The sequence below is a fragment of the Janthinobacterium rivuli genome, assembly GCF_009208735.1.
GTDB lineage: Bacteria > Pseudomonadota > Gammaproteobacteria > Burkholderiales > Burkholderiaceae_D > Janthinobacterium.
In genome coordinates, this window is sequence record NZ_WFLJ01000001.1 from 81666 (window position 1) to 93415 (window position 11750).

14 protein-coding genes are annotated in these 11750 nt (G+C 66.5%); 6 read left to right on the forward strand and 8 right to left on the reverse strand.

Going from position 1 to position 11750, the window contains the following annotated elements; all coding sequences use genetic code 11:
• Positions 1-3: 3 nt before the first annotated feature.
• Positions 4-1221, reverse strand: coding sequence for a YeeE/YedE family protein (locus GCN78_RS00345; RefSeq protein WP_152249812.1), 1218 nt, complete (start codon positions 1219-1221; stop codon positions 4-6).
• Between the two features lie 89 nt (positions 1222-1310).
• Positions 1311-2522, reverse strand: a complete 1212-nt coding sequence (locus GCN78_RS00350; protein ID WP_152249814.1) for an MFS transporter — start codon at positions 2520-2522, stop codon at positions 1311-1313.
• 144 nt (positions 2523-2666) lie between these two features.
• On the opposite strand from GCN78_RS00350, the gene GCN78_RS00355 reads away from it, so the two are divergent.
• A complete protein-coding gene (locus GCN78_RS00355; RefSeq protein ID WP_071076391.1) occupies positions 2667-2903 on the forward strand; it encodes a DUF3820 family protein in 237 nt (78 codons plus the stop codon).
• Positions 2904-2911: 8 nt separating this feature from the next.
• Here the strand turns inward: GCN78_RS00355 and GCN78_RS00360 are convergent, their stop codons facing one another.
• The gene (locus GCN78_RS00360; protein ID WP_152249816.1) at positions 2912-3295 is read right to left on the reverse strand and encodes a glutaredoxin domain-containing protein; all 384 of its coding nucleotides are present in this window, start codon (positions 3293-3295) and stop codon (positions 2912-2914) included.
• 124 nt (positions 3296-3419) lie between these two features.
• On the opposite strand from GCN78_RS00360, the gene GCN78_RS00365 reads away from it, so the two are divergent.
• The gene (locus tag GCN78_RS00365; protein ID WP_152249818.1) at positions 3420-3950 is read left to right on the forward strand and encodes a hypothetical protein; all 531 of its coding nucleotides are present in this window, start codon (positions 3420-3422) and stop codon (positions 3948-3950) included.
• Positions 3951-3963: 13 nt separating this feature from the next.
• Here the strand turns inward: GCN78_RS00365 and GCN78_RS00370 are convergent, their stop codons facing one another.
• Together GCN78_RS00370 and GCN78_RS00375 are read right to left on the reverse strand one after the other, a co-directional pair.
• Complete coding sequence (locus GCN78_RS00370; RefSeq protein WP_152249820.1) at positions 3964-4785, reverse strand: APH(3')-I family aminoglycoside O-phosphotransferase; 822 nt, start codon at positions 4783-4785, stop codon at positions 3964-3966.
• A 4-nt stretch (positions 4786-4789) separates the two neighbouring features.
• Positions 4790-5278, reverse strand: coding sequence for an Lrp/AsnC family transcriptional regulator (locus GCN78_RS00375; RefSeq protein WP_152249822.1), 489 nt, complete (start codon positions 5276-5278; stop codon positions 4790-4792).
• A 77-nt stretch (positions 5279-5355) separates the two neighbouring features.
• Between GCN78_RS00375 and GCN78_RS00380 the strand changes: the two genes are divergently transcribed.
• Positions 5356-6249: an EamA family transporter gene (locus GCN78_RS00380; protein ID WP_152249825.1), complete on the forward strand. Its 894-nt coding sequence runs from the start codon at positions 5356-5358 to the stop codon at positions 6247-6249.
• Here the strand turns inward: GCN78_RS00380 and GCN78_RS00385 are convergent.
• Positions 6230-7534: an ATP-binding protein gene (locus tag GCN78_RS00385; protein WP_152249827.1), complete on the reverse strand. Its 1305-nt coding sequence runs from the start codon at positions 7532-7534 to the stop codon at positions 6230-6232. The genes GCN78_RS00380 and GCN78_RS00385 overlap by 20 nt on opposite strands.
• Entirely contained in the window at positions 7531-8208 is a 678-nt protein-coding gene (locus GCN78_RS00390; RefSeq protein WP_152249829.1) for a response regulator, read from the reverse strand. Before GCN78_RS00390 ends, GCN78_RS00385 begins: the two co-directional genes overlap by 4 nt.
• A gap of 203 nt (positions 8209-8411) precedes the next feature.
• On the opposite strand from GCN78_RS00390, the gene GCN78_RS00395 reads away from it, so the two are divergent.
• From GCN78_RS00395 to GCN78_RS00405, 3 genes are read left to right on the forward strand one after another with little or no spacing between them, the layout of a single operon-like run.
• Positions 8412-8990 (forward strand): porin family protein, encoded by a 579-nt coding sequence (locus GCN78_RS00395; protein ID WP_152249831.1) that lies wholly within the window; start codon positions 8412-8414, stop codon positions 8988-8990.
• A gap of 9 nt (positions 8991-8999) precedes the next feature.
• On the forward strand, positions 9000-9794 hold the full coding sequence (locus GCN78_RS00400; RefSeq protein ID WP_226939395.1) for a MipA/OmpV family protein: 795 nt from the start codon (positions 9000-9002) through the stop codon (positions 9792-9794).
• 5 nt (positions 9795-9799) lie between these two features.
• Positions 9800-10480: a hypothetical protein gene (locus tag GCN78_RS00405; protein WP_152249833.1), complete on the forward strand. Its 681-nt coding sequence runs from the start codon at positions 9800-9802 to the stop codon at positions 10478-10480.
• A 7-nt stretch (positions 10481-10487) separates the two neighbouring features.
• Here the strand turns inward: GCN78_RS00405 and GCN78_RS00410 are convergent, their stop codons facing one another.
• Entirely contained in the window at positions 10488-11711 is a 1224-nt protein-coding gene (locus tag GCN78_RS00410; protein ID WP_226939396.1) for an MFS transporter, read from the reverse strand.
• Positions 11712-11750: the final 39 nt, after the last annotated feature.

Sequence of the window (11750 nt, forward strand, 5' to 3'; positions counted from 1 at the left end):
GCCTCAGCAGCCGGTCGGTTTGACTTTCTCCACTTCCAGGCCGAACCATGGACGCAATCGCGTGCCGACGACGTTGCCGAGGAAGGCGCAGACCAGCCACAGCCAGCCGTGCAGGCTGCCCGAGATGATGCCGCTGAAATACGCGCCGATGTTGCAGCCATACGCCAGGCGCGCGCCGTAGCCGAGCAGCAAGCCGCCGACGATGGCGGCGATGATCGAGCGGCGCGGGATGCGCCATACGGGCGCGTAGCGGCCGGCCAGCGCCGCCGCCAGCATGGCGCCCAGCACGATACCGATGTCCATCACGGAAGTCTTGTCCTGCGTCAACGGCGCGGCCAGCGCGGCGGCGTTCGCCTTGGTCGACCAGTAAGCCCAGCTGGCCGTGTCGATGCCGACCACGGACGCGGCCTTGGCGCCCCACAGGGCGAACGCGGACGTCACGCCCCACGGCTTGCCCGACAGCGCCAGGGTGGCGAAGTTCAGCACGACGAGGGCGACGGCGCCCGCCACCAGCGGCCATGGGCCATGCAACCACGGCGACGCCTGCGCCGGGCGCAGGGGCGTGTCCACGAGCTTGCCGTGGCGGCGCTTTTCCACCAGCACCGTGATGGCGGCGATCAAGGCGAAGACGAGCCAGTTCAGCGCCAGCGCGGGTACCAGGCCCAGGGTCGTGACGAGGGAGATGGGTTTGAGCTGCGGCAGCGCCGTCCAGAACGGCATGTGCGCCGTGCCGATCACGGAGCCGACGATGAAGGCGGCCAGGGTGATCAGCATGCGCGTGCTGCCCCCGCCGACCGTGTACAGGGTGCCGGAGGCGCAACCGCCGCCCAGCTGCATGCCGATGCCGAAGATGAAAGCGCCGAAGATCACCGAGGTGCCGGCGGGAGAAACGAGGCCCGCGACGGGCGTGCCGAACAGGGTGCCGGCCGACAACGCGGGGAAGAACAGCGCCACGCCGACGGCCAGCATCAGCATTTGCGCGCGCAAGCCGTCGCCGCGGCCATCGGCGATGAAGACGCGCCAGGCCGACGTAAAGCCGAAGGCCGCGTGATACAGGGTGATGCCCAGCAAGGCGCCCACCACGTACAGCGCGGCCTGGTTGATGCCGACGGTTTGCGCCAGGTACCAGGCGCCTAGCACGATGAGCAACAGGGCGACGCCCAGCGGTGTCGGATTGATGGCGGCGCGCAGGCGCAGCGGTGATGTGGCTGTATCGGACATGGGGAGTAGGGGCAAAAGGAAGGTAAGCCCTATTCTAAACCCTGCGCTCATCCGCGACAGCAACTTGCTTGCAGACCAGGCCAGCCAGCTTAGTGCCCCACCGCATGCATCGATTTCTCGCCGCCAGTGCGCACGGGAATCGGATTCAAACGGTCCAGGCGGCCGCTGAGGGCCGTCAAACCGAAGGCGCCCAGCACGACGAGCGCGCCGATCCAGCCCGTATGCACGAGGCCCAGGTGTTCCACGATCAGGCCGCCGCCCCAGGCGCCGCCGGCGATGCCCAGGTTGAAGGCGGCGATGTTCAGGCCCGAGGCCACGTCGACGGCGCGGGGCGTGAAGTGCTCCGCTTGCTGGACGACATACACTTGCAATCCAGCCACGTTACCGAAGGCCACGGCGCCCCACAGCAGCACGGTGATGACGACGAGCACCGGGTGCGGCGCCGTGAAGGTCAACAGCAGCAAAACAAACGCCAGCAGCAGGAAGATCCGTTTCAGGGCACTGACCGGGCCTTTCCTGTCGGCCAGCTTGCCGCCCCAGATGTTGCCGAACGCCACGGACACGCCATACACGAGCATCACCGCGCCCACGGCGCCGGCGCTGAAACCCGACACTTGCTGCAAAATCGGCGCCAGATAGGTGAAGGCGATGAAGGAGCCGCCATAGCCGACGGCCGTCATGGCGTACACCAGCAGCAGGCGCGGCTGGCCCAGCACCTGCACTTGCTGCAGCAGCGAGGCGGGTTTGCTGTGCTGGATGGTCGAGGGCACGTACAGCAGGCTGCCGACAAAAGCGATCAAGCCCAGCGCCGACACGGCAAGGAAGGTTTCGCGCCAGCCAAAATGCTGGCCGATGAAGGTGCCCAGCGGCACGCCCGTCACCAGGGCCACGGTCAAGCCCGTAAACATGATGGCGATCGCGCTGGCCGCCTTGTCCTTCGGCACCAGGGACGTGGCGATGGTCGAGCCGATGGAAAAGAACACGCCATGCGCCAGCCCCGTCAGGATGCGGGCGATGACGAGGGTTTCATAGCCCGGCGACTTCCACGCCAGCAAGTTACCCAAGGTAAACAAGACCATCAAGGAAAGCAGCAGGGTCTTGCGGGGGATCTTGCCCGTCAGGGCCGTCAGCACGGGCGCGCCGACGGCCACGCCCAGCGCGTACAGACTGACCAGCAGGCCGGCCGATGGCAGGTTGACGCCCAGGTCGGCGGCGATGGTGGGCAACAGCCCCACGATGACGAACTCGGTGGTTCCGATGGCGAATGCGCTGAGGGTCAGCGCGAGCAAGGCAATGGGCATGGCAAACTCCGATAAATGATCTTGGCATGCAGTATCGGGGTTTTCTTTATGGCGAAAAATACCTCATCAGGCAGAAGATACTTGCGCACAGATCAACAATCTAATGGTCTGCTACACTGACCGGATCAACACGGGATCACCACCATGAATTCAGAAAAACTGGCGCTGCTGGTCACGCGCGAAATGCCATATGGGAAATATCAGGGACGGCTGCTGGCCGACCTGCCCGGTCACTACCTGGGCTGGTTCGCGCGCGAGGGCTTCCCCTCGGGCGAACTGGGCAGTTTAATCGCGCTGATGTATGAGCTCGACCACAACGATTTGCGCGGCTTGCTTGACCCCTTGCGCACGCGCAAGTCGCCGTGGCGGCCGGGCGAATAAGGCAGAAGTTAAAACTGGCGCACCTTCTTCGCCAGCATGGCGCTGAACTCGCCATTTTCCACGAGCTTTTGCAGCTCGCTGGCGCCACCGATGAGCACACCGTTGACGAAGACCATGGGAAACGTGGGCCAGCCCGTCCACATTTTCAAGGCATTGCGGCGGTGCCACTGGCTCAGATAACTGCCGTATTGCAAGTACTGGTAGGGCGTGCCCAGCACGTCGAGGATCTTGCGCGCCTTGCGCGGAAACGGGTTGAGCGCCATGCCGACGACGACCACTTGGTGCGCGGCGATGGCGGCCTGCACCTCGCGCACGATGTCCTGGTGCTTGCTGCCGATCAAAGGGCGGGCGGCGGGATGGATCTGGGCTTCGTCGAGAATGGCGCGGGTCATGAAAGTCCTGGTGTGAGTGGCACGTAGCGTGCGGATCACGCATTGTGCCATGCGCCCAGGCTGGCGTGCGCTACACTGCGCCTCTTCTCCTCTTCGCGTGAAAGATATGCAAGCAATCACTGCCATGCCCGAATACCGCACCCGCCGCCTGCTCGGCGCTCTTCTGCTCGCCGCCAGTGGCGCCAGCGCCCTCGCCGCTGCCGCCGCCAATCCCGGGCTCGAAATGGGCTTGCTCCATGCGCTGCACCTGAAAAAGGGCACGACAGACAGAGTGGGCACTTCCGGCAAGGCAATCCAGGCTTACATGCGCGAAGGCTACCTCGGCAAGCACCCAGAGCAGCGCTTCGACTACACCGATTACTACCTGCTGAAAAAGCCCGCCAGCTTCATGGGGCATGAACTGGTGCTCATCGAAGAGGAATACATCACGCAATACATAGGCTGCTGCGTCAGCCCCGGCGTTGGCGTGACGGTGAAGGTGCGCGGCAGCACGCAGAAGCTGCAAGCGTTCGCCCGCGCCCAGCGCTGCAGATTGACCGACCCGGTCGATATCCGACAGCTACTGGACGAAGTTGCCATCAAGACCCGGCTGCCCAAGGACCATTACGCGTCCTTGAGCTGCCGCGAACGCGACGCCGAGCGCGAAGAACCATGATGACTGCCAGCATTCAAAACAGCTCATCGAGCAGCAAGTGAAATTGCAGCTTGCCTTGATCGATATCAAGGAGCCCATATTGCTCAACAAACCTTTGCTGTAGCCCGGCGTCCAACTCACCGAGCGCACGCCAGACGATGGCTAGGTCCTGGTAACGGTCGGCCACGCCAGCCCGTCCCACGTCGAGGCAGCCGACGACGGCGCCTTCGTGCATCACGATATTCTCAAGCGAGAAATCGCCATGCGTGACGACGAGATCGGGCGTGATCGGCTGGCAGTCCTGCAGCGCCGCCCACACGTGCTGCGGCGTCCAGCCTTGGCGCCCGGCATCGAAATCGGCGGCATCGACGAGGCCCGCATCGATGCGCTGGCGCGCCTGGGCCAGTCGAACGGCAGAGCCAGCGTCGAACGAACACTCGCTCACGGGCAGCGCGTGCAGGCGGCGCAGGAAAGCCGCCAGCGCGTCGACCACGGCGGGTCCCAGCGCAGGGTTCGCTTCCAGCAGCTCGGATGCCGTCTTGCCCGGCAAGGCCGCCGTCAGCAGCCATGCCTGGTCCGGGTCTGTCACGCGGGCGAACTGGACCACCGCCGGCACGGGGCAATACTGCGCCAGCCAGCGCAGGCGCGCCGCCTCGTCGGAGATGTCGGCGGCGGCAACGTCCATGCCGTGCTTCAGGTACAGGTCCGGCGCACCGTTCCTGCCCTGCAGCCGGTAGACGGCGGCCCCCGACTCGCCGATGCTGTCGCGCGCCCATCGATAAGCGGCCACGGCGGCGGAGAGGCTGGCGGGCATGGCTGCCGTCACGGCGGCTTGTTGCTTATTGGCGAGGGTCATCGCGCTATCCCAGCGGCACGTGCAAGCCCATCTTGAGGCAGGTCAAGGCCACCGAAGTACGGTAGCGCCGGATATTGTCGTCGCCGCCGAACAGGCGCTCCGTCAGCGCCTCGTATTCGGCCATGCTGCTGGCGGTAATGACCAGCAGGTAATCGGCCTCGCCCGTGATCCCGTAGCACTGCTGGATGGCAGGCTCGGCCATGATGCGCGCGCGCATGCCGGCCGTGCGCTGCGGGTGTTCGTCGTGCAGGTGCACTTCCACCGTCAGGGTCAGGGGACGGCCCAGGCGGCTCGCGTCGAGCACGGCCACTTCATGACGGATCACGCCGCTCTCGCGCAGGCGGCGGATGCGCCGCTGCACGGCCGGCGCCGACAAATGCACGGCCTGGGCGATTTCGCGCTGCGAGGTCGTGTTATCTCGCTGCAAAATATCGAGGATGGCCAGGTCGAAGGTGTCGAGGGCAAGGGCAGGTGTGAGCGAAAGTTGCGTCATGGCGGTCAAAATGCAGTGCAAATATCGGAGTAGACACAATAAACTTTCGTCATTCCGATATCAAGCCTTTTATCCCCATGCCATTACGCCGCTATTCTTCGTTGATTCCCCTGCTCGCCATCCTCGGCTCCGTCACCTGCCTGGGACTGGGCACCTCATGGGCCAAGCACAGCCTGTTCCCGCTGGTGGGCGCACAGGGCACGACGGCCGTGCGCGTGGGCTTTTCCGCCCTGCTGCTGTTGCTGTTCTGGCGTCCGTGGCGCTGGCAGCTGAGCCGCGCCGACCTGCGCACGGTGGCCCTGTACGGCGCCGCGCTGGGACTGACGAACCTGTGTTTCTACATGGCGCTGCGCACGATTCCCTTCGGCATCGCCGTGGCGATCGAGTTTTCCGGCCCGCTGGCCGTCGCGCTGCTGGCCTCGCGCCGTCCGCTCGACTTCGTCTGGGTGGCCCTGGCCGTGGCGGGACTGGCGCTGCTGCTGCCGCTCGGCCACGACGTCAGCAATCTCGATCCCACCGGCGTGCTGTTCGCCCTGGGCGCCGCCGTCTGCTGGGCTTCGTACATCGTCTTTGGCAAGCGCGCCAGCCATTTGCATGCGGGCCATTCCGTGGCGCTGGGCCTGGCCATGGCCGCGCTGGTGGTGGTGCCCGTGGGTGTGATGCATAGCGGCGCCGCCCTGCTCTCGCCCGTGGTGCTGGGCGTGGGCCTGGGCGTGGCCCTCATTTCCAGCGCGATACCGATCTCGCTGGAAATGGTGGCCCTGAAACGCCTGACGCCGCAGGCCTTCGGCATCATGAGCAGCATGGAGCCGGCCGTGGCCGCCATGCTCGCGTACATCCTGCTCGACGAACGCCTGGGCGCCGGGCAATGGCTGGCCATCGCCATGATCATGGCCGCCTCCATGGGCAGTTCCTACATGGCGCAGCGCATGAAAAAAGCGGCGCCGGCGCTCATGGCTGAATACAGATAGTGAAGCGCGCGCCGCCCAGCGGTGAGTCATCGATGGCGATGGCGCCGCCGTGCAGCGCGACGGCCCTGGCGGCGATGGCCAGTCCCAGGCCGTGGCCGGCGGCCGCATGATCGTGCTCGCGGGCCAGGCGGTAGAACGGGGCGAACACCTGTTCGCGCTGCTCGGCGGGGATGCCGGGGCCATCATCCTCGATCACGATGCGCAGCGCATCGCCGTCGCGCACGGCCGACAGCGCCACGCGCGCGACGGCATATTTGGCGGCGTTGCCGAGCAGGTTGCCGACGGCGCGCGCCAGCAGGCGCGGATCGCCGCGCAGTTCGCCCAGATCGCCGGCGATGCTCGTGCTCAGCTGCGCTGGCCCGCACAGCGCCGACGCACAGTCCCGCAGCAGCGGCGCCAGGGCGAATGGCATGCGCGGCAAGTCCTGCGCATGATCGAGCTGCATCAGGCTCAGCAGCTCATTGACCAGCGTTTTCAGTTCCTCGACGTCGGCGCCCATGGCGTCGATGCGCCGCTGCAGGTCGGGCTGGCCGGCCGCATGCGGCCCGGCCAGCAGCGCCAGGCCGAATTCCAGCCGCGCGATCGGCGTGCGCAGCTCGTGCGAGACCGACAGCAGCAGATGCTTGCGCGCCTCCAGCAGGGAGCCGATGCGCTCGGCCATGTCATTGATGCGGCCCGCCAGCGGCGCGATGCTCGACGCGGGATTCACCCGCGCCCGCGCCGCCAGATCGCCCTGTCCGAAATCGTCGGCCATGCGCGACAGCGCCGCCAGGCTGCGGCCGTGCGCGCGCGTCCACCACCCGAGCGGCAGCAGCAGGCATAAGGCGATGACGGCGAAGCGGATCGCTTCCATGCGCAGCGCCTGGCCGACGTCGATGGGCAGGTTTTGCGCGTGTATCACGTCGTCCTCGCTGCCCGCATAGCGCGCGCCCGTGCCGTCCACGCGGCGATAGAAGGCCTTGCCGCCCACGTCCATCACGACGGCGCCTTGCAGCAGCTGCGCACGCCGGGCGGCCGGCAGCGCCGGCAGGACAGTGGACAAGGGTTCCAATTCCAGCGTGACGTCCGACACTTCGCGCACCTTGTTCAGGCGCGGTAGCCATTCGTCGGCGGGCGCCTTGTCGATGTACTGCTGCAGCAGGAAGATCTGGCCGGCGGCCTGGTCGCGCGCGATGTGCTCGAGCGGATCGCCGAACAGGCGGCTGAAGGTGATGTAGATGACGCAGCTGCCCAGCGCGATGGCCAGCAGCACCAGCAGCGCGAAACGCCAGAACAGGCGGTTCATTCCCAGGCCGAGGGCGTGAGCAGATAGCCTTCGCCCCACACCGTCTTGATGCGCTCGGCGGCGCCATCGTCGAACTTGCGGCGCAGGCGCGAGATGCAGTTGTCGATGCTGCGGTCCAGGCCATCGAATTCGATGCCGCGCATCTTGACGAGGATATCGTTGCGCGACATGACCTTGCCCGCCGCGTCGGCCAGGATGGCGAACAGCTTGAATTCGGCGCTGTTCATGGCGATTTCCTGGCCGCGCCAGTGCACGGCGCGGTTCTCGCGCGATACGCGCAGCTGGCCGATGACGATATCGCTGCCGGCCGCCGCGCTGCCGCGCCGCTGCAGCGCGCGCAGGCGGGCCAGCAGCACGCGCGGCTGGACCGGCTTGTTCACATAGTCGTCGGCGCCCTGCTCCAGGCCCGAGACTTCGTCGAAGGCGTCTTCGCGCGCGGTGAGTATCAGGATGGGCACGGCGCTGAGCTGGCGCAGCTGGCGGCACACCACCAGGCCATCGACGCCGGGCAAGGTCAGGTCAAGGATGACCAGGTCAGGCTCAAGGTCACGGAAGCGCGCCAGGGCCTGGTCGCCGCGCGTCACCACGTCGACCACATAGTCGTATTGCTCCAGGTATTCCTTGACCAGCGCGGCCAGCCGCGCATCGTCCTCCACCAGCATGACACCTTGCATCGTCCCTCCGCGCCGCCATTTTTGTGGCGTATTGTAGTGGAGCGCGGCGCAAAAGTGGCACATTCGACAATCAGGTACACATTGCTACACTTTTCATACAAATGCGCCCTACAAATTGAGGACAATTCAAGGACAAACCAGGGCGGATTCCGGGACGACGTTTGCCTAACATTCGTAGCTCCTACTTCAACCGGAATCCGAACATGAAAAAAATTGTATGCAGCACCCTGCTCGCCATCGCCGCCACGTCGCTGGCCCATGCCGAAGGCCTGTACGTGGGCGCCAACGTCAGCCCGGCTACCGACGGCAAGATCCAGTATGCGGCCGGCGGCGCGACGACGCAGCGCGGCGCCAGCGGCAAGGCGGTGCCCTTCGGCGTCTTCGCCGGCTACGATCTGACGCCGGCCTGGGCCCTGGAAGGCGGCTACCGCGCCAGCGGCGGCGCGACCAGCTTCGACCTCGATCCTGGCTACCGGCTCAAGGTACGCGCCAGCGCCGCCTACCTGGCGGCGCGCGGCACGTGGCACCTGGACGACGACTGGTCGCTGTTCGCCAAGGCCGGCGTGGCGCACAGCCGCCTGAAGCTGTCCATCGACGGCAGGAATGCGCCGCCGGGCGAATCGGCCAGCAAGACGGGCTTGTACGCCAGCGTGGGCGCGGCCTACCAGATCAACAAGGACGTGGCGCTGCAGCTCGAATGGGAGCACGCCCCGACAGTCAAATACGAAGGATTCGATAGCAGGATGAACCGCCTGGCGCTCGGTGTCCGCTTCGGTTTTTAAAAGGATGGCATGAACAAGTTCGCTCCCCGTTTTTTTTCCCGTTTTTCTCCCCTGCTGTTGCTGCTGGCCGCCTGTGCTCCGGCACTGGCCGACGGCGCCAGCGCCAGCGCGCTGATGATGCCCGACGGGAGCAGGGATATGTACGTGGGAGCGGCTGTCACGGGCAGCTCCGCGACGGACGATGGCGCGCCGCGCGCCGCCGTCCTGCGGCCGCTGCTGCAGGTCCAGTGGAGCAACGGCGTGTTCGTCTCTGCCAGCGGCGTGGCAGGCATGCATCTGTCGGCCACGCCGGGCGTGGAGTACGGCCCGCTGCTCGCCTCCAGCAATACGCGCGGTCCGGAAGATAGCTGGCGCCTGCGCGGCACGCGGCGCATCAAGGGCTCGCTCGACGTGGGCGGTTTCTATGGCCATTACCTGGGCGAGCAGACGCGCGTCACATCGAACCTGCTGTACGACACGAGCGCGCGCGGCTGGCGCGGCCAGTTCAGCCTGCAAAAGACCTTGCCCTCGCTGGCGGCCCACCATACGGTGACCGTGTCGGCCGGCGTGTCGCTGGCCAGCGGCGCCGTGATGGACGAGCGCTACGCCGTCAGCGCCGCTGCCGGGGGCGCGCGCGACTACCGGCCGGGCGGCGGCGTCACGTCCGTCGATGCCGGCATCAACTGGAACTGGGCCCTGAGCAGCAAGTGGCTGCTCAACAGCGCCGTGACGGGTACGCGCCTGGGCGATGGGCCGGCCCACAGTCCCGTCATCGAGCGCCGCAACGTGATCACCTGGTCCAGCGGCCTGGGCTACCGGTTTTAAGCGCCATGCGCAAATCCCTGCTTCTCGGTCTGGCACTGCTGCCCGCGTTCGCCTGTGCACAGGAGAGCAGCGACTGGCTCGCGTATCGCGATGCCTACCGCCACATGCTCTGGTTCGAGAAGTACGGCAAGCCCAAGCAATTGCTGCAGAATCATTTGCGCCTGCGTCCGCGCGACGCCGGCGTGTCCATGGACGGCTTGCGCCTGAGCTTGCACGGCAAGGACGCGCAGCTGGCGCTGCCGCTCGATGCGCTGGGCCGCGCCGTTTTCCCTTTCTCCAAGGCCGCGTATGACGACAACGCGGAACTGATGTGGAACCGCAAGCCGGGACAGGTCATGGCGAGTGCCTGGGTCTCCATCGTCGCCCGGCCCGACGGCGTGTACGCCACGGCCGACTTGCGCGCCGCCTGCGAACAACTGCTCGCCTACCTGCGCTACACGGGCGGGGCGAACGACAAGCGCTGCGCCGGCGTGCAGTTTGCATACCCGAGGACGGAGGCGGCGCAAGTGCGCTACCAGGGCGGCGATGGCGCGGCGTTGCCGCTGGCGGCGCAGGAAGGTCCCGCCTTTCCCGGCGATGCCGTCAGCGGCTTTCGCGTCTTCGCCTACCGCTTCAATGCGCACCCGCAGACGGGACAAGTCCTCACCAGCGGCACGCCGCTGGCGATCGCCGCGCTGCTCGAATAGAGTCTGCTCAGTGCGCGGCCGCCCCCGCCACATGGGCGGCCAGGTTGCGGCGCGCCAGCCACGCCAGCGGCAGCAGGGCCAGCAAGGCGGCGGCCACGCCGGCCCATGGCGACGACGCCATCAGCTGGCGCGACACCATCAGCGCCCCCAGCATGGAGCCGAAGGAAATGCCGAGATTAAATGCGGAGATGTTCAGGCCCGAAGCGAAATCGACGGCGCGCGGCGTGTAGCGCTCGGCCGTGGCCAGCATGCCGGCTTGCAGGGCGGGCGACAGGCCGAAGGCGAACACGCCCCAGACGAACAGCATCACCGTCATCATCGACTGTGAACTGATGCTCAAGGCCACACCCACTTGCGTGACGGCCAGCAACAGCAGCATCCATCGCAAGGCTTTTTGCCAGCCCAGGTGGCTCGTCAGGTAGCCGCCCGCCAGGTTGCCGGCAAAGGTGGCGATGCCGAAGACGATCAGCAAGGCGCTGGCCATGGTGACGGAAAAGCCCGTCACATCCGTCAGGATGGGCGTGATGAACGTGAAGGCGGCAAAGCTGCTGCCGAAGCCGAACGTGGTGACCGCCATCATGGTGAGAATGGGGCCGCTGCCCAGGGCCGCCAGCTGCGTCATGGCCTTGCCGCCCTTGCCCTGCTGCAAACCGGCAGGCAGCCAGCGCGCCATGGCGGCCAGGCCCAGCGCGGCCAGCACGACGACTGCAAAGAAGGGCAAGCGCCAGCCCATCAGGTTGCCGAGGAAGCTGCCGAGCGGCACGCCGATCACCATGGCCAGGGTCAATCCCGCGAACATCACGGAAATCGCCCTGCCCGCCTGCGCCTTGCTGACCAGGCTGGCCGCCACGGTGGCGCCGATGGCAAAGAAGGTGCCATGCGCCACAGCCGTGATGACCCGCCCCGCCAGCAGCCATTCAAACGTGTGGGAAAAGGCGGCCAGCACGTTACCGGCCAGGAACACGCTCATCAGCCCCAGCAAGGCGGCCTTGCGCGGCAGGCGCGACATCAGCAACACCAGCAGCGGCGTGCCGATGGCCAGCGCCAGCGCATACAGGCTGACCAGCGAGCCGGCCGATTCGATGGAAACATGCAAATCCTTCGCGATGGCCGGCAAGATGCCGACGACGATGAATTCGGTGACGCCGATGGCGAAGGCGCCGACGGCCAGCGCCAGCACGCCGGGCGGCATGGTGCTGGCGGAAGTGGAAACAGGGTGTTCGGTGTGCATGGAGCTCTCCGGCGTAGGGTTCAAGCCAGCCAGTGTATC

Excerpts from the sequence above, each read along its gene's own strand:
- GCN78_RS00345 (WP_152249812.1), bottom strand. The coding sequence starts at position 1,221 with ATGTCCGATACAGCCACATCACCGCTGCGCCTGCGCGCCGCCATCAAT.
- GCN78_RS00350 (WP_152249814.1), bottom strand. The coding sequence starts at position 2,522 with ATGCCCATTGCCTTGCTCGCGCTGACCCTCAGCGCATTCGCCATCGGA.
- GCN78_RS00355 (WP_071076391.1), top strand. The coding sequence starts at position 2,667 with ATGAATTCAGAAAAACTGGCGCTGCTGGTCACGCGCGAAATGCCATAT.
- GCN78_RS00360 (WP_152249816.1), bottom strand. The coding sequence starts at position 3,295 with ATGACCCGCGCCATTCTCGACGAAGCCCAGATCCATCCCGCCGCCCGC.
- GCN78_RS00365 (WP_152249818.1), top strand. The coding sequence starts at position 3,420 with ATGCCCGAATACCGCACCCGCCGCCTGCTCGGCGCTCTTCTGCTCGCC.
- GCN78_RS00370 (WP_152249820.1), bottom strand. The coding sequence starts at position 4,785 with ATGACCCTCGCCAATAAGCAACAAGCCGCCGTGACGGCAGCCATGCCC.
- GCN78_RS00375 (WP_152249822.1), bottom strand. The coding sequence starts at position 5,278 with ATGACGCAACTTTCGCTCACACCTGCCCTTGCCCTCGACACCTTCGAC.
- GCN78_RS00380 (WP_152249825.1), top strand. The coding sequence starts at position 5,356 with ATGCCATTACGCCGCTATTCTTCGTTGATTCCCCTGCTCGCCATCCTC.
- GCN78_RS00385 (WP_152249827.1), bottom strand. The coding sequence starts at position 7,534 with ATGAACCGCCTGTTCTGGCGTTTCGCGCTGCTGGTGCTGCTGGCCATC.
- GCN78_RS00390 (WP_152249829.1), bottom strand. The coding sequence starts at position 8,208 with ATGCAAGGTGTCATGCTGGTGGAGGACGATGCGCGGCTGGCCGCGCTG.
- GCN78_RS00395 (WP_152249831.1), top strand. The coding sequence starts at position 8,412 with ATGAAAAAAATTGTATGCAGCACCCTGCTCGCCATCGCCGCCACGTCG.
- GCN78_RS00400 (WP_226939395.1), top strand. The coding sequence starts at position 9,000 with ATGAACAAGTTCGCTCCCCGTTTTTTTTCCCGTTTTTCTCCCCTGCTG.
- GCN78_RS00405 (WP_152249833.1), top strand. The coding sequence starts at position 9,800 with ATGCGCAAATCCCTGCTTCTCGGTCTGGCACTGCTGCCCGCGTTCGCC.
- GCN78_RS00410 (WP_226939396.1), bottom strand. The coding sequence starts at position 11,711 with ATGCACACCGAACACCCTGTTTCCACTTCCGCCAGCACCATGCCGCCC.